This window comes from Pseudoalteromonas sp. DY56-GL79 (genome assembly GCF_041414765.1).
GTDB lineage: Bacteria > Pseudomonadota > Gammaproteobacteria > Enterobacterales > Alteromonadaceae > Pseudoalteromonas > Pseudoalteromonas piscicida.
The window spans coordinates 49,376-72,395 of sequence record NZ_JANHZS010000019.1 but is presented as its reverse complement, the minus strand read 5'-3'; the positions used below and the strand labels follow the sequence as shown (position 1 = coordinate 72,395).

Annotated in this window: 21 protein-coding genes; 8 read left to right on the top strand and 13 right to left on the bottom strand. The window is 43.1% G+C overall.

Annotated features, from left to right (window positions below; genetic code table 11):
• From NO992_RS14835 to NO992_RS14815, 5 genes are all read right to left on the bottom strand, one after another.
• The gene (locus NO992_RS14835; RefSeq protein ID WP_010372790.1) at positions 1 to 582 is read right to left on the bottom strand and encodes a chemotaxis protein CheX; all 582 of its coding nucleotides are present in this window, start codon (positions 580 to 582) and stop codon (positions 1 to 3) included.
• Positions 579 to 944: a response regulator gene (locus NO992_RS14830; RefSeq protein WP_010372787.1), complete on the bottom strand. Its 366-nt coding sequence runs from the start codon at positions 942 to 944 to the stop codon at positions 579 to 581. Before NO992_RS14830 ends, NO992_RS14835 begins: the two co-directional genes overlap by 4 nt.
• A 285-nt stretch (positions 945 to 1,229) precedes the next feature.
• Positions 1,230 to 1,664, bottom strand: a complete 435-nt coding sequence (locus tag NO992_RS14825; protein ID WP_010372783.1) for an acyl-CoA thioesterase — start codon at positions 1,662 to 1,664, stop codon at positions 1,230 to 1,232.
• A complete protein-coding gene (locus tag NO992_RS14820) occupies positions 1,661 to 2,485 on the bottom strand; it encodes a M23 family metallopeptidase (RefSeq protein ID WP_253106648.1) in 825 nt (274 codons plus the stop codon). Before NO992_RS14820 ends, NO992_RS14825 begins: the two co-directional genes overlap by 4 nt.
• Positions 2,478 to 3,332: a 6-carboxytetrahydropterin synthase gene (locus tag NO992_RS14815; RefSeq protein ID WP_253106649.1), complete on the bottom strand. Its 855-nt coding sequence runs from the start codon at positions 3,330 to 3,332 to the stop codon at positions 2,478 to 2,480. The genes NO992_RS14820 and NO992_RS14815 overlap by 8 nt, the downstream gene beginning before the upstream one ends.
• Before the next feature lie 240 nt (positions 3,333 to 3,572).
• On the opposite strand from NO992_RS14815, the gene fabA reads away from it, so the two are divergent.
• Positions 3,573 to 4,088 carry a 3-hydroxyacyl-[acyl-carrier-protein] dehydratase FabA gene (gene fabA / locus NO992_RS14810; RefSeq protein ID WP_010372774.1) on the top strand — a complete coding sequence of 172 codons (516 nt, stop codon included), beginning with the start codon at positions 3,573 to 3,575 and terminating at the stop codon, positions 4,086 to 4,088.
• Positions 4,089 to 4,158: 70 nt separating this feature from the next.
• Here fabA and rmf read toward each other — a convergent pair whose 3' ends face one another.
• The 7 genes from rmf to lrp form a co-directional block, all read right to left on the bottom strand.
• The gene (gene rmf, locus NO992_RS14805) at positions 4,159 to 4,329 is read right to left on the bottom strand and encodes a ribosome modulation factor (RefSeq protein WP_010372771.1); all 171 of its coding nucleotides are present in this window, start codon (positions 4,327 to 4,329) and stop codon (positions 4,159 to 4,161) included.
• A 488-nt stretch (positions 4,330 to 4,817) separates the two neighbouring features.
• Positions 4,818 to 6,113: a serine--tRNA ligase gene (gene serS / locus NO992_RS14800; protein WP_017217428.1), complete on the bottom strand. Its 1,296-nt coding sequence runs from the start codon at positions 6,111 to 6,113 to the stop codon at positions 4,818 to 4,820.
• Positions 6,114 to 6,120: 7 nt separating this feature from the next.
• Positions 6,121 to 6,501: a fluoride efflux transporter CrcB gene (crcB, locus tag NO992_RS14795; RefSeq protein WP_010604733.1), complete on the bottom strand. Its 381-nt coding sequence runs from the start codon at positions 6,499 to 6,501 to the stop codon at positions 6,121 to 6,123.
• 2 nt (positions 6,502 to 6,503) lie between these two features.
• Positions 6,504 to 7,844, bottom strand: a complete 1,341-nt coding sequence (locus NO992_RS14790) for a replication-associated recombination protein A (RefSeq protein WP_017217429.1) — start codon at positions 7,842 to 7,844, stop codon at positions 6,504 to 6,506.
• Complete coding sequence (gene lolA / locus NO992_RS14785; protein WP_010372760.1) at positions 7,837 to 8,475, bottom strand: outer membrane lipoprotein chaperone LolA; 639 nt, start codon at positions 8,473 to 8,475, stop codon at positions 7,837 to 7,839. The genes NO992_RS14790 and lolA overlap by 8 nt, the downstream gene beginning before the upstream one ends.
• The gene (locus NO992_RS14780) at positions 8,475 to 11,084 is read right to left on the bottom strand and encodes a DNA translocase FtsK (protein ID WP_371378416.1); all 2,610 of its coding nucleotides are present in this window, start codon (positions 11,082 to 11,084) and stop codon (positions 8,475 to 8,477) included. Before NO992_RS14780 ends, lolA begins: the two co-directional genes overlap by 1 nt.
• Positions 11,085 to 11,198: 114 nt before the next feature.
• Positions 11,199 to 11,678 carry a leucine-responsive transcriptional regulator Lrp gene (gene lrp, locus NO992_RS14775; protein ID WP_010372754.1) on the bottom strand — a complete coding sequence of 160 codons (480 nt, stop codon included), beginning with the start codon at positions 11,676 to 11,678 and terminating at the stop codon, positions 11,199 to 11,201.
• Between the two features lie 139 nt (positions 11,679 to 11,817).
• Between lrp and ald the strand changes: the two genes are divergently transcribed.
• Positions 11,818 to 12,939: an alanine dehydrogenase gene (gene ald, locus NO992_RS14770; RefSeq protein WP_010372751.1), complete on the top strand. Its 1,122-nt coding sequence runs from the start codon at positions 11,818 to 11,820 to the stop codon at positions 12,937 to 12,939.
• Between the two features lie 86 nt (positions 12,940 to 13,025).
• On the opposite strand, the gene NO992_RS14765 is transcribed toward ald, so the two are convergent.
• The gene (locus tag NO992_RS14765; protein WP_371378412.1) at positions 13,026 to 13,985 is read right to left on the bottom strand and encodes a DUF4382 domain-containing protein; all 960 of its coding nucleotides are present in this window, start codon (positions 13,983 to 13,985) and stop codon (positions 13,026 to 13,028) included.
• Between the two features lie 165 nt (positions 13,986 to 14,150).
• Here NO992_RS14765 and NO992_RS14760 point away from each other — a divergent pair, with 165 nt between their 5' ends.
• From NO992_RS14760 to NO992_RS14735, 6 genes are all read left to right on the top strand, one after another.
• Entirely contained in the window at positions 14,151 to 16,019 is a 1,869-nt protein-coding gene (locus NO992_RS14760; protein WP_253106654.1) for a methyl-accepting chemotaxis protein, read from the top strand.
• 66 nt (positions 16,020 to 16,085) lie between these two features.
• Complete coding sequence (locus tag NO992_RS14755) at positions 16,086 to 16,652, top strand: hypothetical protein (protein ID WP_010372743.1); 567 nt, start codon at positions 16,086 to 16,088, stop codon at positions 16,650 to 16,652.
• A gap of 114 nt (positions 16,653 to 16,766) precedes the next feature.
• Positions 16,767 to 17,804: an agmatine/peptidylarginine deiminase gene (locus tag NO992_RS14750; protein ID WP_371378409.1), complete on the top strand. Its 1,038-nt coding sequence runs from the start codon at positions 16,767 to 16,769 to the stop codon at positions 17,802 to 17,804.
• 5 nt (positions 17,805 to 17,809) lie between these two features.
• Positions 17,810 to 18,700: a carbon-nitrogen hydrolase gene (locus NO992_RS14745; protein WP_017217436.1), complete on the top strand. Its 891-nt coding sequence runs from the start codon at positions 17,810 to 17,812 to the stop codon at positions 18,698 to 18,700.
• Between the two features lie 16 nt (positions 18,701 to 18,716).
• Positions 18,717 to 22,190, top strand: a complete 3,474-nt coding sequence (mfd, locus tag NO992_RS14740) for a transcription-repair coupling factor (protein WP_371378406.1) — start codon at positions 18,717 to 18,719, stop codon at positions 22,188 to 22,190.
• Positions 22,187 to 23,011 carry a CsiV family protein gene (locus tag NO992_RS14735; protein ID WP_371378403.1) on the top strand — a complete coding sequence of 275 codons (825 nt, stop codon included), beginning with the start codon at positions 22,187 to 22,189 and terminating at the stop codon, positions 23,009 to 23,011. Before mfd ends, NO992_RS14735 begins: the two co-directional genes overlap by 4 nt.
• The last annotated feature ends 9 nt before the right edge of the window (positions 23,012 to 23,020 follow it).

Sequence of the window (23,020 nt, the reverse complement as noted above, 5' to 3'; positions counted from 1 at the left end):
TCAGTCCTCTATTCCAAGCATGGCATTAAGTTTTTGAATCACTGTTTTAATGGAGTTTTCATCCAGACAGATAATCACTCTCGAATCAAAAGCAATAGACTCGATTATAAATGCGATTTTCATCACTAGTGTGGTTTTCCACTCAGCAATATCGTCGGATAGCTGATGTTTATAAATAGTTGGCATAGTCAATGAGGTCTTAAGCTCTAACTGACTAGAAAAGCCGTTTAAACATGCACCAGCCAAAATGTTAGACAAGTCTAATAAGACTTCATTAAGATCAGAGTCATCGAGCGGACTATCGTAGTCCATAAGTTCGGCTATTTCTTGTAAGCCTTGCGGTGACAATAGATTAATGACTTCACCTTTAATTTCCCCTAAAAATGACTGCCTCGTTCTATAAACATGTGCGGTATTACAGATCTCATTGAGTTGATTTGGGCTTACCGAAGTAATTTCAGGGATAGATAAACTAATTTTAGTTTCGATTAATCGAGCTAGAGAGTTGGCTGCCTGACCCATGGATATATTCATTAGCTCTTGCAAGCCATCCCTTTGCTCTTCACTGAGTGGCATATTCATAATAAACCTAGCTCTTGTAGCGTGTTATGTAGTTCTTCTTTTTGTAGTGGCTTTTGCAAAAAGCGAAACGCACCGAGTTTATCTACCAACTTTTTCGCTTCGGGCTGAATATCAGCGGAAATAACGATTACCACGGTTTTCGCATGGTGCTCGTGAAGATGCGTAAGAACTTCAAAACCATCCATTTCTGGCATGGTTAGATCCAAAAATAACACCTCAGCTTTGCCCTGCTCAACCATCACCAATGCTTCTTTGCCATTTTTTGCCTCACTGACCTCGACATCCCAGTCTTCAGGTATTGCCCTAAGCACAGCCTTTCTCGACATCATAGAATCGTCTGCAACGGTTACTGGAATTGCCATGAGCACCACTCCTATTTCACTTTATTGGTAAAAAGTATGGTCTTTGGCTTTTTGACTGTCAAAAAATTATGAGTAAAAAGTGACTCATTTGTCCTCTGAATGAAAGAAACTCGACTCGAATAACAAATGATGGCTGGATTAATTATCATAAAAGGGCTTTAGCCGTTCCTGACAAGTAGCAATTTTACAAGTTTTTGTATGATGTGTTCTTTATATTGTATTAAATATAGGGCTTAGCCCTATATTTGTTTTAGAGATTTAAAAAAATAAAATCTGAGCGAAAAACTAGCTGTCAAAGCCATTTAGCATTTTGTCACAAACCACAGGAGTTGGCCTATGATTGTCATCCACGGCAACAAAGGTAAAACTACCTGTAATTGCTAAGTGTTTATCATCTTTGTGCATTCTTTCAAGATAGATTTCAACATCAACCTTTAAGCTGGTATTACCAACATGCACTACTTTTGATACTAATTCAGCAAAAGTACCAGCAGGAATTGCCTCTTTGAAATCGACTCGGTCTGACGAAATCGTTACCAAAGGTTTGCGACAAAAACGCGTTGCAGCAATAAAGGCAACTTCGTCCATCCAAGCCAGTGCGTCACCACCAAATAAGGTGTTGTGATGGTTTGTACGGCCTGGGAATACGGTTTTTGTTACGTGTGTGATTGAGCTTTTAATGCGTTGCTCAACAATGGCTTGTCTTTGTTCGTCTGTCATTTTTTTACTGCTTTATCCGCTAGTGTATCTTTCATAAGTAGAGCTGGGTCGAGTCGTTCCCCGAACCAATTAAAGCGCCAATCCAAATGCGGGCCAGTTACCCTGCCCGTTGCGCCAATTTCAGCGATTTTATCGCCTGTTTTTACCGTATCGCCAGCCTTAACATCCAGTTTACTAAGGTGGATATACGTAGAGGTAATGCCGTGACCGTGATCGATAATCAAAGTGCCGCCACTGTAATAAAGATCTGGATTTGCAAACACCACCTTACCCGATACCGGCGCTAAGACCGGCTCACCCGTTTTGTTTGCGATATCCAATCCAAAATGTGGTCGTTTTGGCTCACCATTAAAATATCTTTGGCTACCATAAACACCTGAAATACGGCCCTTCGCAGGTCTGAAAACGGGGTCTTTAAAGAATAATAAATCCGAATTGCCTTGTCTTGCTTTTGACACTGCTTGTGCTTCTTCACGTATGCGCTTTAGCACCGACTCTGGTGGCGAAACATACTTTTTCGCCACCCCCGTGATCTTGTCTATATCGTAATCTCGTTTCGTGATCACTATCGCCTGGCGATGCTTTTGACCATCATCAGATTGCCAACTCAAGATGTGGTTAAGTTCAGCATCACGACCAAAACCAAACACGAAATAGCCATCTTTCGAGCGTTTTAATTTTGTCTCGTTTAGCTTTATCTCAGTTGCATTTTCAAGCTTGCCGACGACCAAGCCACCTTGTGTCAGGTGACCTTTTAATTCAAGCGCCTCAGCAAATAATGTGGTGCTCGCAAGCAATATGACAATTGCACGTTTAAGCATACGCAATCGCTCCTTTTCCAACCCCTTCGTACGCTCTTACTTCAACCTTATCATGTGGGTTTTGCAGCTTTATTTGGCCAGCAAGATACTCCGCAATACATTCAACTGTTGTATCACAAGGTAATATATCGCAACGTGATTTGCTGATCGCCAACTCAAAATATCCCTGCGACGAGGTATATGCGAACGCATAATCTTTATCATGCGCGGTTACGTACTGAAGCAAACTAGGATCAATCAAGTCTTCTTCACTGCCAAGATAAATATCTTGCCATTTATCCGCCCATTGTTTTTGTAATCTAGGCATGCTGATATCATTTAGCTTCACACCAATCAATGAACGATGACCATGAATAATACGCTGACAGTTACCATCGTGTTTCTTTAAGCCATGGCTATAGTGATAATAGAAGCCAGTTGCGGCCTCTGGACGCAGTGTTATATCTAAATCTTTCACGTTTTCAGGCATATGCGGCATAATAACAGACTTAAGGTAAGCGATTGCATTGGCTTCATTGATTTCATCCCCTTCCACTACACACACCGCTTCTTCCGGTGCATTCATGGCTAAGTGATTCCCATCAAATTGCATATCAAATTCAAACCGGCCTTCACTGTGTTTTGCATTACACGCAAGCGCGCTGGGTACCGCTAATTTGTGGTCCAGCTTTTCGTCGATAATACGTTTGATTTGCTTTTTAACTTTTGCAAAGTCTAACACCATAGACTCTTCGTTTAGCTCACCATGCAACACAATATCGGTGATCCAGCTTTCACCTACCGCACCACGACGTGGGCAAAGGTATGAAAAATCAATTACGGTCAAAGAGTCAACAAAAAGGAGCATAGATCACCTAAAATAGCCTGCTAAAAAATCATCCCCGATTATAATGATTTTCACATTATAAATCGCCCTTAATTGGAACTGATTTGCATTTAATCTCTTCAATTTTTTGAAATTTAATCAAATAGACATATCTTTAGCGCAAAATTTACAAGTCTCCGTACGCTTTTTAACTGTTCGGAGTTGTTTAGCGTACATCTGTACGCTAAAGTAGCGTCAATTTGCAAGTTAAGAAGAAGATTTATGGAACCGAAGAACAGCTATACAAAAGAAGAACTTATTTTATGTGGTCGCGGAGAAATGTTTGGTGAAGGCAACTGCCGCCTACCTAGCGACAACATGCTGATGATGGATCGCATCGTTCAAATTAATGATGACGGTGGTGAGCATGGTAAAGGTCAAATTATTGCTGAACTCGACATCAACCCTGATCTGTGGTTCTTCGACTGCCACTTCAAAGGTGATCCAGTAATGCCTGGTTGTTTAGGTTTGGATGCGATGTGGCAATTGGTAGGCTTCTTCCTTGGTTGGTCTGGTGGTCCTGGTCTTGGTCGTGCACTCGGTGTGGGCGAAGTGAAGTTTACGGGTCAAATCTTACCGACTGCTAAAAAAGTAACTTATCGCATTGAAATGAAGCGCGTTATCAAACGTAAGCTATTTATGGGTCTAGCAGATGGTATCGTAGAAGTTGATGGTCGCGTGATTTATGAAGCAAAAGATTTGAAAGTAGGTCTTTTCCAAGATACCAGCGCATTTTAATATTTTCGCTGTTATCGCTTTAAAAACACACAAAGCCCCGTCTGGGGCTTTGCTCTCCTAAAATTCGGTATCAGGTTTTAAAGATGTTGCGATTATCCATCGCTTCTCGCCATCCGCCTAACCATTCTGATCTGTGTTCTACTTGTTGATAGGGACAATTTTCTTTCGACCGACCGGCTAATCCTGCCTTAAATCCTTGTGAATGTGCTCTTTCTAAACGGTCTCTTTTCTGTCTCTTCATAGGTAATATCCTCACCTTTTTCTCGATCAGCATTAGCGTTTCTAATACTGTGTAGTTCAAACTTGAGCGAACGTCATTCAAAACGAAGATAGTGACTTACGGTATAATGACAATTCGTACTAACAATTTAAATTAAAGATTTTATTGAGAAAAGTTAAACACGAGCGACATCGTATTTCATATAGATGTGCTACTTACCGATGAGATTTGGCCAAACCCATACCTTCAATAAATCACATCTCAGCGAGTCATGCAACGATCAGAAATGTAATTCTTGTACAGCTAAGCACAAAAAGCATAATTATTTTACTTTTATATAGATACCTAGATATTCAAGACGCAAATTATTGGTTGATAATCTTGTTTTTCTATATTTCCCTGTAAAAAAACATTCATAATATAGTAATAAAAAGAGGCTGGACGAATCCAACCTCTTTTCAATAACTTGAGTTTTTAAATCGAGCAAAGCTCAATTAAGCAGTACTATCTTAGCTTGCTTTAATAACCTCTACACCACCCATATATGGTTTTAGTGCATCAGGTACAATAATTGATCCATCTGCCTGCTGGTAGTTTTCTAAAATCGCAACTAGAGTACGACCTACCGCTAAACCAGAACCATTAAGGGTATGAAGTAGCTCAGGCTTCTTTTCACCACTACGGCGGAAACGCGCTTGCATACGGCGCGCTTGGAAATCCCACATGTTTGAACAAGAAGAAATTTCTCTGTAGGTATTTTGCGCTGGTAACCAAACTTCCAAATCGTACGTTTTCGTCGCACCGAACCCCATGTCTCCAGTACAAAGCACCACTTTTCTATAAGGTAAGCCAAGTGCTTGTAAAATTTGTTCTGCATGACCTGTTAACTCTTCAAGCGCTGCCATTGAATCTTCAGGTTTAACCAATTGAACAAGTTCAACCTTATCAAACTGATGTTGACGAATAAGTCCGCGCGTATCACGCCCGTAGCTACCTGCTTCGCTTCTAAAACAAGGCGTGTGCGCCGTCATCTTAATCGGCAGCTCTTTTTCGTCATAAATAACGTCACGAGCGCAGTTAGTTAACGGTACTTCTGCTGTCGGAATTAGACTAAAGCCATCTTGGTCTTCAGATAATGCTTCTGTATGGAACAAATCTTCTGCAAACTTAGGAAGCTGACCTGTACCAAACAAGCTCGCTTTATTCACAAGATATGGTACATACATTTCTGTATAACCATTTTGCTCAGTGTGGGTATCCAGCATTAGTTGTACAAGCGCTCTATGCATACGCGCAACGCCACCGCGCATCACTGTAAAGCGAGAACCACTTAGCTTAACACCAGTTTCGAAATCGAGACCCTTATCAAGCGCTTCACCTAGGTCAACATGGTCTTTAACTTCAAAATCAAACTGCTTTGGCTCACCCCAAGTGCTTATTTCAACATTCTCAGACTCATCGGCACCTGCAGGTACCTCATCAGCAGGGAGGTTTGGCAACGACATTGCGTAGTCATTAAGTTCAGCAAGAATTTTGTCTTGCTCTTCTTTTGCCGCACTTAATTGGTCACCCAAGTTTGCAACAGCATCTAGTAAAGGTTGAACGTCTTCCCCTTTCGCTTTAGCTTGACCAATCGCTTTGGAGGAACTGTTACGCTCACTCTGTAATTCCTGAGTTTTGGTTTGTAGCGCTTTGCGCTTTTCTTCTAATTCGGTGATCTTAGCAACATCGAGTTCAAAACCACGCTTTTTCAAACGCGCAGCGGCTTCCTCGATGTCTTGACGAAAGTATTTAGAATCTAACATTGTTTTTTTAACCTTTTTGCATGATGAGGCAGAGACCAACCCAGGCCATAAAGATACACGCCACCACGTTTAATGTGACGTTAAACGCCATTTTCACATATTGCCCTTGTTGAAGTAACAACAAGGAATCCATTGAGAATGTAGAAAAAGTAGTCAACGCACCTAAAAAGCCAATACCTATCAACGTTTTAGATGGAGAAACTGAAATAACTTCTTTTTCAATTAAACCGTAAAGCACACCCATCAATAATGAACCAAGAATATTAACGATCAACGTCCCAAAAGGGAATCCCTTACCTAAGAGTTTTATCGACATATCGCTGATAAAAAAGCGTAACATTGCACCAAACGCTCCACCTAGCGCAATTGTGAGATAATTTATCAGCATCGCTACTTGTACCTCTTGGTGCTACTTTGCGCATTTTGCGTCTGTAGATAGTTAAGCTTGTCAGCGATTTGTTTCTCAAGTCCCCTGTCTGTGGGTTGATAATATTGTCGCTCTTGAATGGCTTCAGGGAAGTAATTTTCTCCAGCAGCAAAGGCGCCGGGTTCATTATGTGCGTAACGGTATTCTTCGCCAAAACCCAGCTCTTTCATTAGTTTTGTCGGTGCATTTCTGAGATGTTCTGGTACGGGGTAATTTGGATCACTAGCAGCATCGCGTTTAGCTTGATTGAACGCCATGTAGACCGCGTTACTTTTTGGCGCACTCGCGAGATAAAGCGTTGCCTGTGCTATTGCACGCTCTCCTTCGCTTGGCCCAACACGATGAAATATATCCCAAGCATTTAACGCAACTTGCATAGCTCTTGGGTCTGCATTGCCAATATCTTCAGTGGCGATCGCCAGCAATCGCCGTGCAACATAGAGCGGATCGCCACCGCCTGCTAATATTTTGCAATACCAATAAAGTGCCGCATCTGGTGCGCTGCCGCGAACTGACTTATGAAACGCTGAGATTAGGTCATAGTATAAGTCGCCCTTATTGTCATAACTTGATAATTGGCTGGGCAACACTTGTTTTAGTACCAGTTCATTCACCAAATGAGTGTTTGAGTTTGGCTCAAAACTTAAGTCAACAGCCTGCTCCAGCAGATTAAGCGCCTTTCTCGCATCTCCCGAAGCTGCTTTGGCGATGAGTTCAAGTGCGCTGTCATCAATGGTGATCGCTAATTTCGACAGCTGTTCATCGCGTGACAACGCATCTTTGAGTACTTGACCTAATTCATCCTCTACAAGCGATTGTAAAGTATAGACGCGCGCGCGAGACAAGATCGCGTTATTCAGTGCAAAAGAAGGATTTTCAGTGGTCGCACCAATGAAAATAAAGGTGCCGTCTTCAATATGAGGTAAAAATCCGTCTTGCTGGGATTTATTAAAGCGATGTACTTCGTCAACAAATAACAGCGTACGTCTGCCAAACTGAGCTAATCGATTTTTAGCATCGACGACCGCTTCACGAACCTCTTTAATTCCCGCGCTAACAGCGGAAAGTTTGATAAGCTCTGCATCCGCATAGTTGGCTATGATCTCAGCAAGGGTGGTTTTACCCACTCCGGGTGGCCCCCAAAGGATCAGGCTATGACAGCGTCCAGATTCGATCGCACGATAAAGTACAGAGCCTTTGGACAAAATATGACTCTGCCCGACATAATGCTCTAACGAGGTTGGCCGCATTCTTGCGGCCAACGGTCGTACATCTGGTGTAAAATCAAACCCTAAACTAGTCACTGCCTCTTTGGTCGTCTACGACCACTCCTTGTGGAATAGTAAACTCAAACAAACTCTCTTTTACTGGTGCATTGACTTTGCTTTCCTTAAAGCTAAACGTAGAGACTTGACCTGAAATATCGTTCACTTTCAATAGTGCCAAGCCATCGTTTTTGTCATCAAAACGCAGTGTCAGTTGCTCTACCTGCGAGTCTACTTTGTTTTTAGGCGTGATCAGATATTCTTGACCGTTAAGTGCTACGTCGTACTTCAACCATTGGCTGTCCTCTTGGGTCGTAAGTAGCACAAACGGCGTGGTATCAATAAGTTTAGTCGTATCTAGGATAGTCACTTGCTCAGCAAACGTATCGTAGTAATAGGTTGTAGCTCCGCTTGATACAAATAAAGTGTCATCCGGCATCTCTTGTTGCCAGCGGATTTTTAGTGGCTGGGCTAAGGTTATCGCCCCTTCGCCAGTTTGCAACTCATTGCCTTCTTGATCTTTAACGATTTGCTCAAACTTACCTTGAAAACTGGTTAATTCAGCCAGTCTTCCTTTTAGACTTTGCATCGCAGCCTCATCAGCCCACACAGGCTGAATAAAGAGGTTTGATAATACCGTTAGCAACGCAATTTGCTTAAATTTTTTCATTAATTGGCTCCACCTTTTACCAATACATCTCGTGCACCATTATGACCAGGAGCACTTACCACCCCAGACATTTCCATCTGCTCAACTAATCGAGCTGCACGGTTATAACCAACCCTTAACTTACGTTGTACACTCGAAACAGACACTTTGCCTGTTTCAATAACAAACCCAACGGCTTCATCGTAAAGTGGATCAGACTCCTCATCCCCACCTTCCGGTGCTTCGCCAGGTAGTAAAATATCCTCGGTTGCTTCACCGCATAGAATTTCTTCGACGTAGTTTGGTTTGCCTCTTGCTTTCCAGTCACTCACTACGGCATGTACTTCATGATCGTCAACAAACGCGCCATGTACACGAACCGGAACACTCGTTCCAGGCGGCAGATAGAGCATGTCACCCATACCCAGCAGGTTTTCTGCACCTTGCTGGTCTAAGATTGTACGCGAATCAATCTTACTTGATACTTGGAACGCCATTCGCGTTGGTATATTCGCTTTGATCAAACCCGTAATAACATCCACAGATGGACGCTGTGTAGCAAGCACTAAGTGTATGCCTGCCGCTCGCGCTTTTTGCGCAATACGTGCAATTAACTCTTCTACCTTTTTACCAACAATCATCATCATGTCGGCAAATTCGTCTATAACGACCACGATACTCGGTAATTTATCTAGCTCTTGTGGTTCATCCGCCATACCGTCTGTATCTTTAAAGAGTGGATCTAAAATTGGGTGACCCGCTTCTTTGGCGTCTTTAATCTTCTGATTGTAACCTTTGAGGTTACGAACACCGAGTGCCGACATCAGTTTATAACGGCGTTCCATTTCCCCCACACACCAGCGTAGCGCGTTTGCTGCCTCTTTCATATCGGTAACCACTTCGCATAATAAATGTGGGATACCTTCGTAAACTGAAAGCTCAAGCATTTTCGGATCTATCATGATCATTCGCACATCTTCTGGCGGCGACTTATATAACAAGCTTAAGATCATGACATTAACGCCCACTGACTTACCAGAACCAGTGGTACCGGCCACCAGCAGGTGAGGCATTTTACCTAAATCAGCAACAACTGGTTGGCCCGCGATATCTTTACCAAGCACCATGGTCAAAGGTGATGGGTTTTGTTCAAACTTAGGGGCACCTATCACTTCAGACAAACGTACGATTTCACGGTGTTTGTTAGGTAGCTCTAAACCCACATACGTTTTGCCTGGGATAACCTCAACTACACGCACACTGACTGCAGATAATGAACGCGCTAAGTCTTTTGCTAGACCCGTGATCTTAGCCACTTTAATGCCCGGCGCGAGATCTAACTCAAAGCGCGTAACGACCGGGCCTGGATACACACCAACTACCTGCGCCTGGACATTGAAGTCTAATAGTTTAGTTTCAACCAACCGCGAGACCTGATCTAACTCTTCTTGCGAAATTGGATTTTTAGCCTTGTCAGGTCTATCCAAGAGATCTAATGAAGGCAGTGGTTCCGCAGGTGGCTGAGCTTCTAGAAGCGCTTCAAATTGTTCTTTGGCGCTTGGTGGAGGCTGATAACCATTGGCCGCCTTTTCAGGTGCTTTAGGCTTAAGAGGCCTTGCCGGAGAAACCACTTTGGTTTCGTGCACTGGTGCTTCATCCAAGGCATTTAAAGCCGCGACAGTATCTAGTGGCTCATCCTCTATCGCTGAAAAGTTGATTTCTTGCTCTAGAATATCATCTAGCTCATCGAACACCGACGGCTCTTTCTTCTCTTGTAAATCAGAGTGCGGTGCAGACGTGGTTTGAAGTGCAGGTTCAGTGTTTGTTTTGCGGAACAATTTATCTTTTAATTTGCCAAGTCCACTGGGTTCTTCTTCAGCATCGAAATCTATATTAATTTCAGTATCGGTTTGCTGCTGGAGAGCCTGCTCATGATCATCGTTTCGCTGAGTAGCTATTATTGGTGCCTCACTTTCTACTCTATCCGTTTTGGTGCTAGCGCCCTCAGATTTCTGTGAAACTGACTGCGTTTGCTCTACATTGCGCTCTGCTGTCAGTCTATCGCGTACCCATCTAAAGCCGGCGAGTACCTTTTCACCTAAATAATCAACGAATTCAACCCAAGATACACCGGTAAGTAGTGTCATTCCGGCGAAGAAAAAACACAGTAACAGTATAGAAGTGCCGGTAAAGTTAAAGGCAGGCATCATTGCACCAGCAACCACATCCCCTACTACCCCACCAGATGAGAAATTATAGATATCATCGAAGTTGATGCTGCTGATTGCACTCGCAGAGGTAATGAACAGTGTCGCGCCAATAAGGCGCAAACCTAGCGTGGTGTAATCTAGTTGCAGAAGCTTATGTGGTTTTTTAAACACTAAATAGCCAAGAAACTGCAGCGCCGCTGGGATCAAAAACGCCAGCCAACCGAAACTCAGCAGCATAATGTCTGCCAGCCAAGCTCCGGCAGCACCAGTTATATTGTTTACTTTTACGTACTCACCGGATTGAGTCCAAGCAGGATCGGCTGGGTCGAAACTTATCAACGCACACAACATAAATATTGCTGCAGCCGTGCTTACAATCAAACCTGTCTCTAAGAGGCGTTGCACACCATTTAAGCGCATTGTAATTAAACCTTTTTTCTGTTTCTTTTCTGGACTATAAAAGCCCAAAACGTCAGCAAATTAGTGATTTGCGTTAGTATTGCTGTATATACTTACACCTTACCAAGAAATACCTCAAGGTGCACAAGGTTTTATTACTTCTCCTTCTTCTCCTTTTACTTCTTCCATGACCACAAAAGTGCGACTTTCACTGATGTTTGGCAGTTTAAGTAAAATTTCTCCTAAAACTCCTCGATATTCTGACATGTCGGTCACTCGTGTCTTTAATAAATAGTCAAAACTACCGGACACAAGGTGACATTCAATAATTTCGTCATGCTGCTTTACTGCTTGATTAAATCTATCGAACACATCAGGCGAGTTTTTATTCACTGTCACTTCAACAAACACTAAAAGTCCCTGCCCAAGCTTAGCAGGATCGACTACGGCTTTATAACCTCGAATAAATCCTTCTCGCTCCAGCTTTTTAACGCGCTCCAAGCAAGGCGTAGCGCTCAATCCTATACGTTTGGCTAATTCTACGTTGGAAATTCTGCCATCTTTCTGAAGTTCGACTAAAATCTTTCTGTCGATTCTGTCTAGTTGTTGATACATAGTGTAGTTTTTTATCCTGAATGATTCATTAATTCAGAGTATATCACTACATTTAAATATTAAAACAGTGAGACACACTGGCTATAGGTAAATATAATAGTCAAAAATTTTACCCCGTTCTTATTTTGAGGCGAATATTATGATTATTGGTGTACCTAAAGAGATAAAAAACCACGAATACCGCGTTGGTATGGTTCCTGCGAGCGTTCGTGAACTAATCAATCACGGTCACGAAGTCGTTGTTGAAACAAATGCTGGTATCGGCATTGGTTTTACTGACGAAGATTATGTTCAAGTTGGTGCTAAAGTTTTAGACACAGCGGCAGAAGTTTTTGCTACTGCTGATATGATTGTTAAAGTAAAAGAGCCTCAAGCTGTTGAGCGCGCAATGCTACGTGAAGATCAAATCCTATTTACTTACCTTCACCTAGCACCAGATCTTCCACAGACAGAAGATCTAATCAAGAGCGGTGCTATCTGTATCGCATACGAAACGGTAACTGATGCGCGTGGTGGTCTTCCACTGCTAGCACCAATGTCAGAAGTTGCTGGTCGTATGTCAATTCAGGCAGGTGCTCAAGCGCTTGAAAAGTCACGTGAAGGCCGTGGTATGCTACTTGGTGGTGTGCCGGGCGTTGAACCAGCTAAAGTTGTTGTGATCGGCGGTGGTATGGTTGGCCGTAACGCAGCACAAATGGCGGTAGGTCTAGGTGCAGACGTTACTATCCTTGACCGTAGCATCGACGTACTACGTTCACTAAATGCACAGTTTGGTAGCCAAGCTAAAGTTATCTACTCAACGGCTGATGCACTTGAAAAGCACGTACTAGAAGCAGATCTTGTGATCGGCGGCGTACTAATTCCTGGTGCAGCGGCGCCTAAGCTTGTAACTGCAGAACACATCAAAGCGATGAAGCCAGGTGCTGCCATTGTTGACGTTGCAATCGACCAAGGTGGTTGTATCGCGACTTCTAAAGCGACTACACACGCAGAACCAACATACATTGTTGATGACGTAGTTCACTACTGTGTAGCTAACATGCCAGGTGCTGTGCCTCGTACTTCAACGTTTGCACTTAACAACGCAACGCTTCCGTACATCATCAAGCTTGCAAACTTAGGCTACAAACAAGCGCTACTAAATGACAAACACTTTATGGACGGCCTAAACGTTCTGAAAGGTCAAGTAACGTGTAAAGAAGTGGCAGAAGGCTTCAACATGGAATATGTTGACCCGCGCGCTGCACTAGAAAATGCTTAATTTTGAATTTAAGTAGTAAAAAGGGCTTCAATTGAAGCCCTTTTTGTTTTGCTGTTATACCAATTCGCTTAAAAGACTAAATGAAATTAGTTTGTCTCGAAATTCACTTCTGTATCTTGCGTTAACGAAACGTCTTTTGTTTGATATAAACTAAAATCTGCATCTATCGTTTCGGCATCATCTAAATGACCTAAGCAAGAATACCCTACTTTGTAATCTCCAGAACCAATAAATGCTATCTCATATTCACTCTCGGCATCTAAGTTTGCGGTGGCTACAGGCGCTGAATCTTCATCACTGATGTCGCTTGGCACTTCAACATCCGCTTTATAAAGATAAACAACATGTTTGTACTCTCCGACTAGAGGAGCTAAGTCCGCGTTGTCTGCTATACATGCATTTTTCACAGACTCGCTAACAATGCCCTCAATCTCGAAACTAGTTAACAGATTTTCCAAACGGACAGCTGTTGGTTTTAGATAAACGGTGTCATCATCTCCGCGCTTCAACAGCGCCTTATTTAAGTCAAACTCCAGTACGATTTGGTTCTCACCTTCATTTAACGAGAAGTTATTGAGTTGGATTTCACCTACACCATCGTTACCTTTACGGGTTACGGCTAATGGTGCTTGACTACCATCTAAAAAACGCACGCTGGAGGTTAAGTCAAAATTAGACCCCGCACTACCGTTTACAACATCGGCTCTGATCCACTCATAATCACCTTCATCGATCTCTTGGTCATTTACAACCAAATAGATATCATCCCCCGTATATTCAAGCAGATTGATTTTCATTGGATTACCCTGCGCATCCAAGGTATCAAATGTGACATCTTCTTTTCCAGATGCTCTAAATGTCAGCCTTTGAATAACAAGGTTTACCTCTGCAAGATTATTCACAGCAGCATCTGACACACCAACACTTACGGTGGTTTTTTGGGTTGGTTGCGTGGTGTTGTTGTCGTTTGAGTCAGAACCTGAACCGCCACCGCATGCAGCGAGTATCATTGCCGAGGCAATTGCTGTTAAAGCTGGTTTATACATGAAGTTTTCTCCTCTTCTAAGTTTTAGAGAATAGGAATTGCACCATGAATAAATAATTAATATAAATGCAATAATTTGAAATACCTTCAAATGCTGTGTAGAAGGTTTGGCATTTTCTTATTAAATGTCATAAGTTTAATGTATCAAACTTATTGGAGTGTGGCCGTGAAGTTTAAACACAAAGTTGTATCCGTCTCAGCGCTTGTACTGCTTGCAGCATTACTGATCTTATCTGTTATTCAATACATTTCCGTGCAATCAGCAATCAAAGCGCAAACCGAACAAAGTGTGAATGAAATAATTCAAGGAATTGGTAACACTGTCACTGCGCAAATGAAAGGAGCAACCGATCTCGCCGCTCTTGCTACCAATCTCGTTGCTTCCACTGACACCTTAGACGCAGCCTTTCCTATCCTCTCGCAGCCACAGCTCACAACCTCTTTCCTACTGATAGGTTATGGCGAAGAGCAAACAGGAAAGTATGTCGCAAGCGATCCAAATTGGAACCCTGGTGCAAACTGGGACCCAAGAAAGCGGCCTTGGTATACCGACGCAAAAACTGCACGAAAGCTCATTATCACAGCACCTTACGCTGATGCAGTAAGCAACGAAATTGTGGTATCAATCGGTGCACCAGTGTTTAAACGAGGTCAATTTAACGGCGCGATTTTTTACGACGTTAGTTTGGCAAAACTCGGCGAAATGATTAACTCGTTTAACCTGCTAGACGCGGGTTTTGCCTTTATGGTGAGTAAAGACGGGTCGACTATCTCACACCCTGATGTAAAACTAAATGGTAAGTCTTCTCGTACATTTCTCGGTGACATAAGTATCTCAGAAAATATTCAATACGTTGAAGTGAACGGCGAAGACAAATTAGTGCAGTTTAAAGAAGTCGAAGGCTTAGATTGGTATTTAGGGGTGATGCTGGATGAAGACACCGTTTTTGCCGCACTTTCACGACTGCAAAGAGATGCAGCCATATTTGCTTTTATTTCTGTGGCACTCGCGACTGTGCTACTTTCTTTTGTGATTAGCTTATTATTAAAGCCGCTGGATGAAATCAACACCGCCATGGCTGCTATCGCACGCGGTAATGCGGACTTAACCGTACGATTAAATACCGAGCATGAACCCGAATTTGCAGCACTGGCGCAAAATTTTAATGCCTTTACCAGCAGCTTACAGTCTCTGATAGCGAATATTCAGGGCTTAGGCCATGAAGTTTTAAACGATGCTCAACAAACATCTCAGGTTGCAAATAAAGCCAAACTTTCCATTCAAGAGCAATTAGCGAGTATCAAAGTCCTTGATGAAGCAACAACACACATGTCTGCAACTGAGCATCAAGTAACTCAATCTGCCCATGAAGCCGCTGAAGCAATTAAAACAACCGATCAAGTTGCTCGCCAAGGAGAAAAAATCGTTGCAGAAACAACGGAGACAATTCAAGAGCTGTCTAATCAAATCAGTTCGGCAATGACCGTAGTTACGGAATTAGAAAGCTCGTCTACTGCTATTGAACAAATATTATCGGTTATCAATAGCATCGCTGAGCAAACCAACCTCCTAGCGCTCAATGCTGCCATTGAAGCCGCAAGAGCTGGTGAGTCTGGCCGCGGCTTTGCCGTCGTTGCAGACGAAGTGAGATCGCTTGCACAAAGAACACAAGAAGCCACAACTGAAATTCGTGGAATGATAAGTCAACTACAGTCAGGTTCAGAAAGCGCGGTTACTGTAATGAAGCAAAGCCAACATTATGTCGATAAAACGGTTGAAAAGGCAGAGCAAACTCGAGCCGCGCTTGAAGATATGCGTAGTGCTATTCGCCATATTGTCGATTTGAATTCACGTATTGCTGATATGCTGAATGAGCAAAATGACATTGTAAATAACGTGAATAGCAGTAGCTCATCAATTCGTGGTATTTCAGAGTCGGTGTATAGCGAAGCTAAGAGCGTTGATGCCACGATGCAGTCTCAAGTAGAAAAGATAACAACCCAAGAACAACTACTTGAGCAATTCAAAGTTTGATTATCGGTAAGCTAAACCGTTACTATAGAGACAGTTGTAAAGCGGCGCGATGCCAAGAGATAAAACATGAAAGCGAATTTGCAGGAATTATTTGAACAGTATTTTCAGATAGCTGAACAGGTTCAGATCAACCTCTACCCGGTTGATGACAATATGGTTCCAGAAAACGAATATCAATTAGAAGCTGCAATTCCGCCGCTATTTAAACTCGCGAACGAAATTAATGAGTTAGATCTTAATGCGCTGCGACCACTTCGTAATCTGGGTGATATTGCCAATGAGTTAGCAGCTTATTTGCAGGCGCAATCACGTAAGATTGATTTAATTATCAGCCATATTCTCGCAACTGAAGAGCCTGACGACAGTCATTTATTTTGTGACAGCTACGGCGGCGGCGGCCTGACCGCAACGTTAGAAGCAGATTATGAGGTCGGGCAATCGTTACGAACTAAAATATTTTTGCGCAATGAAGCCAGTGCTATCTTTTGCTACTCAGAAGTCATTGCCAAGCAAGATGGTAAATTCACCCTCGCCTTTACCGCTATTAGAGAAGCGGATCAAGAGTTGCTTGTACGGGCAAGCCTACACGCTCAGACCAGACAACTTAAGCTAAAGCAGCAAAAAGACCAATAAGGTATTTAACGCATTAAGTGCCTTCTTTAAATGCTCAATTATCTTCACAAAACTTACTGACACACCTGAGGTTAATGATAAACTATAGGCTTATTATTATATGGTGATGATTTAATGAGTTTTACTTTACTCCCAGAATGGGCACCACAAGATGCAATCATGCTTACTTGGCCGCATTCTGATACCGATTGGAGCGACATTCTCAGTGACGTTGAACCTGTGTACGTTGCACTTTGCCAACATATTACCCAAGTTCAAGAAGTTGTTATCGTGGCGCATAATGAAGCGTTAAAACAGCATATCGAAAACTTACTCAGCGCAGCTGAGGTTAGCTTAACCAAGTGTCACTTTGTTGTTACGCCTTGCGATGACACCTGGGCCCGTGACCATGGTCCACTTACGACGCAAACAAGTACAGGAAATCTATGTATCAAAGATTTCACCTTTACAGGTTGGGGTAACAAGTTTGCTGCGGATTTAGACAATAAGATCAATCAGCAGCTTGCTAAACAGGTCCTCAACCCAAACTGTACCTTTGAAAAGGTTGACGTGGTACTTGAAGGCGGCGGTATTGAGATCAACGAGTCCAATGTCCTATTGACCACTTCAGAGTGTCTGTTGAACCCAAATCGCAATCCACATCTAAGTAAAACCGAATTAGAACTATTGTTGCAAAAAGAGTTGGGTGCAGAGTCATTCTTGTGGGTAGATCATGGATACTTAGCCGGTGATGATACGGATAGTCATATCGACACTTTAGTGCGTTTTGCACCGGATAACACCTTGGTATATGTTAAGTGCGACGACAAATCAGACGAGCACTATGATGCCCTCAATAAAATGGAACAGCAGCTACGCACATTCCGCACCCCAAATGGCGATCCATACCGTTTGATTAGTTTACCTTGGCCTAGCGCTAAGTTTGATAATGAGGGTGAGAGATTACCTGCAACCTATGCAAACTATCTGATCTTGAATAAAACGGTGTTAGTACCTATCTATGGCGACGACAAAGACCAAGAAGCGCTGGACAAAGTCTCTCTTGCTCACCCAGAAAGAACGGTAATTGGCGTAAACTGCCTACCAATCATCCATCAATTCGGTAGCCTGCACTGTATTACGATGCAGTTACCAAAAGGTTTTTTAAGGTAAGTACCATGACTGAAAAAAACATCAAAGTTGGTATTGTTCAACATAGCAACTCTACAGATCTCGTAAACAACTTTGCGAAAACCTGTGACGGTATCCGAAAAGCCGCTAGTCAGGGGGCTAAGCTTATCGTTTTACAAGAATTGCACCGCAGCTTGTATTTTTGCCAGACTGAAGACACCGATCTCTTCGACTTAGCGGAAACCATTCCAGGCCCAAGCACCGACTCACTAGGCGCACTTGCAAAAGAGCTTAATGTTGTCATCGTTGCGTCGTTATTTGAAAAGCGTGCAACAGGGCTTTATCACAACACCGCGGTTGTACTTGAGTCTGACGGTACGATTGCCGGCAAATACCGTAAAATGCACATTCCTGATGACCCAGGTTTTTATGAAAAGTTTTACTTCACCCCTGGTGACATGGGCTTTACTCCAATTCAGACTTCTGTAGGCAAATTAGGCGTACTGGTGTGTTGGGATCAATGGTTCCCTGAAGGTGCGCGTCTGATGGCAATGGCAGGCGCTGAGTTTTTAATTTACCCAACGGCAATTGGCTGGGATCCTCGCGATGATAAAGCAGAGCAAATCCGTCAACGAGATGCTTGGATAATTGCACAGCGTGCACATGCAGTCTCTAACGGAGTACCTGTGATTAGCGTTAACCGTGTTGGCCATGAATCAGACCCTTCGGGTCAAAGTGAAGGTATTCAATTCTGGGGCAATTCTTTTGTTACCGGTCCGCAAGGTGAAATGTTATTGCATGCATCTGAAGAAGCTGAGGAAATCTCGGTTGTTGATGTTGATCTTGCACGCAGTGAATCTGTTCGTCGCATCTGGCCGTATTTAAGAGACAGACGAATCGATCACTATCAGGATCTTTGCAAAATTTATCGCGATTAATAAATAGGAGTAATCAATGGCGAATGTGCAATGGAACAATTTACCTTGGGTAAAATCAAACAAGGATAAAATTTCGTGGGGTAATTTGGTTGGCAGTAGCTTATCACTGTGTTTGAGTGAGCACATCCAACAACATGACAACTTAGTTGTACTCGTCACCCCCGACACGCCCTCTGCACTTCGCCTTGAGCATGAACTGGCGTATCTTTTAAAAGATACGCCCGTCATGATGTTTCCTGACTGGGAAACATTACCCTATGATCACTTTTCACCACATCAAGACATTATCTCCCAGCGTCTTGCAACGCTAAATACACTCAAACAGGAAAAGCAATCCGTACTCATCATTCCTGTTTCAACACTCATGCTACGTACCGCACCACCTAGCTTTATCCACGGCATGAGTCTTCAGGTAAAAAAAGGTGACACAGTAGACGCACAAAGCTTGCGTGATACCTTAACTCAAGCGGGTTATCGTCATGTTCAGCAGGTAATGGAGCATGGTGAGTTTGCTGTTCGAGGCTCCATTATTGATTTATATCCCATGGGTAGCCCACTCCCCTTTAGACTAGATTTCTTTGATGATGAGTTAGACTCAATTCGTCATTTTGATATCGAAAGCCAACGCTCAAATGATGAGATTGATGCTATCGATTTATTACCGGCGCACGAATTCCCAACCAATGCAGAAGACATTGAACGCTTTAGAATTAATTACCGCGAAGCGTTCGGCGCAAGTAGTGAAAAAGACAGCATCTATATGCAAGTCAGTAAAGGGAACTGGCCAGCGGGTATAGAGTATTATTTACCGCTCTTTTTTGATTCGTTAGCGACGGTGTTTGACTATTTACCTGAAGATACCGTATTTATGCCTTTTGGCGACATTGAATCTGCGGCCCAAACCTTTTGGCAAGACGTATCTAAACGCTACGAAAGTCGCCGGGTTGACCCTCTTCGCCCGCTACTTGCACCAGCCAAGCTATATCAGCCAATAGAGACCTTATTTGAAGGCCTTAACGGCTTCTCTCGAATAAAGCTTAGTCAAGCGATGCTGGGAACCAAAGCGGGCAATAACAATGTCGCAGCAGAATTAATAGACGATGTCCGCATTGAGCATAAACAAGCTAATCCATATCAAAAAATCCTTGATTACATCGCTGCTGAGAAAAAGCAAAAGTCGCGGGTGTTATTCAGTGTTGAATCAGAGGGCAGAAGAGAGTCACTGCTTACCTTATTAAAACCAACAGGTCTAAAGCTTAGGCCTTATAAGCGCATTGCAGAGTTTGTCTCTAGCGACTCAGATGTTGGTGTGGTCGTCACTCCACTTGCGACCAGTGTTAAGCTACTGGATAAACAATCGCTGTCTATCATCACCGAGCAAGAGCTGTTAGGTGTTAAGATTTCCCAAAAGCGCCGCCGTAAACATAAATACGAGCAAGGGCAAGATGCGCTGATCCGAAACCTCGCTGAGTTGAAAGAAGGTCAACCTATTGTTCATTTAGATCATGGTGTAGGCCGCTATTTAGGGCTAGAAACCATAGATGCAGCGGGTATTGCTACCGAGTTTGTGACTATCATCTATGCCAATGACGCTAAACTTTATGTGCCTGTTTCTTCGCTTCATATGCTCAGTCGTTACTCAGGAGGTGAAGAAGCTTCTGCACCACTTCATAAATTGGGTAACGACGCCTGGGAAAAAGCAAAAAGCAAAGCGGCTGAAAAAGTCAGAGATGTTGCAGCTGAACTCCTAGATATATACGCAAAACGCCAAAGTAAACCGGGATATGCATTTAAGCTAGATGCGAGTGCCTATCGAGACTTTTCTGATAGCTTCCCATTTGAAGAAACAGACGATCAACGCAATGCAATCACAGCCGTACTTGCAGACATGCAATCAAGCCTAGCGATGGACAGACTTGTTTGTGGCGATGTCGGCTTTGGTAAAACCGAAGTGGCCATGCGTGCTGCATTTGTTGCCGTCAACGATAGCAAACAAGTGGCTGTCTTAGTGCCAACTACGCTCCTTGCCCAACAACACTTTGAGAACTTTAAAGACCGTTTTGCCGATCTGCCTGTTGAAGTTGGTGTGCTTTCGCGCTTTAACTCAGCGAAAGAACAAAAAGAGACGTTACAAAAACTTGAAGAAGGCAAAATTGATATTGTGATAGGCACCCATAAGCTTATTCAAGAAAACATCAAGTTCGCCGATTTAGGTCTGTTGATTGTTGACGAAGAACACCGCTTTGGTGTGAGACAAAAAGAAAAAATTAAGCAGCTTAGAGCGGATGTCGACATTCTTACCCTAACCGCTACCCCAATCCCGCGTACACTGAATATGGCAATGAGTGGTATGCGTGATCTCTCTATTATCGCGACACCGCCAGCCAAACGATTAGCAGTAAAGACCTTTGTGCGAGAGCGCAACGACGAGCTTATCCGCGAAGCAATTTTGCGTGAAATCAAGCGCGGTGGACAGGTTTACTTCCTCCACAATAACGTCGAAACGATAGACAAAATCACCGCAGATATCTCAGCGCTCGTGCCAGAAGCCAATGTCACCACCGCCCACGGGCAAATGCGTGAAAAAGAACTTGAGCACTTGATGGGTGAATTCTATCACCAAAAGTATAATGTGCTTGTGTGCACGACCATTATTGAAACCGGTATCGATATTCCCTCTGCTAATACCATCATAATGGATAGAGCCGATAAACTCGGATTGGCACAGTTACATCAGCTTCGCGGCCGTGTAGGACGAAGCCATCACCAAGCATACGCATACCTACTCACGAAGAATAGCCAAGCCTTAACTAAAGACGCGGTCAAGCGCTTACAGGCCATTGAGCAACTCGAAGACTTAGGCGCAGGTTTTGCCCTTGCCACCCACGATTTAGAGATCCGTGGTGCAGGTGAGTTACTGGGAGACGACCAAAGCGGTCAAATTCAAACCGTTGGCTTTACACTGTATATGGAAATGCTGGAACAAGCAGTTGAAGCTTTAAAAAATGGTAAAGAGCCGACACTCGATAACCTACTTCAGCAGCAAAGCGAGGTTGACCTTAAGTTCCCAGCACTGCTACCGGATGATTACATTCATGATGTAAATATTCGTCTTAGTATGTATAAACGCATAGCAAGCACTAAATCATTGGCTGAACTCGATGAGCTGCAGATCGAATTAATCGATCGCTTTGGGCTGCTGCCAGATGCAGCGAAAAACCTCTTTGCGGTGCAGTCTGTTAAGCTAAAGGCAACCCAACTAGGCATTAACAAGGTCGAAGCAAACCCAAAAGGTGGCTTCTTTGAGTTCAGTAGTCATACAAAAGTTAACCCAACATTCATCATAGGATTGATACAAAGTAGCCCGTCAACCTATAGAATGGAAGGCGCGAATAAACTGAAGTTCCTGATCGAAGAAAAAAATGGCCAAGAGAGATTAAAGCTGGTGAATGCGATGATTGATGACTTTGAGAAAAAGGCTGTAGCATGAAAACAATAAAAAGTCTGGCCATCCTAGCGGCTTTGGCAAGTAGCGCGTCTGCACATGCCACCCGTTGGTTTGAAGTAGAAATGATAGCATTTGAGCAAGAGCCTAGTTTCTCTTTGCGAGAAGACTTTAGTATTGAACCTGAACCACTCAATCGGAAAAACATCAAGTCACTATTATTCGACGGTTTTAATACCACTGGCTATAAACTATGCTTGGAAGGCAGCGAGCAGTTTGCTGAGCAAGATTTTATTCGTGGATTAACGTCGGGCGCGCGTTCCAGCTCTTGCGATCCAGATGCAAACTATGTTGAAAAATTCGACACTTTGCCTCTTTCGCCGCAAGTTGAGTCACAAGAACATATGGACTCAATTTATTTGTTGGATGAGTCCCAGCTTAATTTTTCTAACAAAATTGCTGAATTAAAACGTAAAGGACTCAAGCCACTGTTACACACAGGTTGGCGATTCCCGGAACAAAGTAACAAGCGTGCTCCCAATATCGAAATTATTGCTGGCAAACAGTTTGCGTCACCATCCAGTTATAGCGTAATAGAAAATGACGATAAGTTTTCTTCATTGTCAAATCGCTTTAATATTCAAGAATCGAAAGAGCAAGTGCATTGGCAACTTGAAGGCCTGATTAAAATTCACGTGAGACATTACCTTTACGTGACCACAGATTTAGATTTAAAGTACGAAGACGGCAACGACATTCGTACTGCTCGTATGTCCCAATATACACGCGTGTATAGCGGCGACATACATTACTTAGATCACCCCAAACTTGGGGTCATCTTTCAAATAAGAAAATACAAACATTAGACGGGCAAC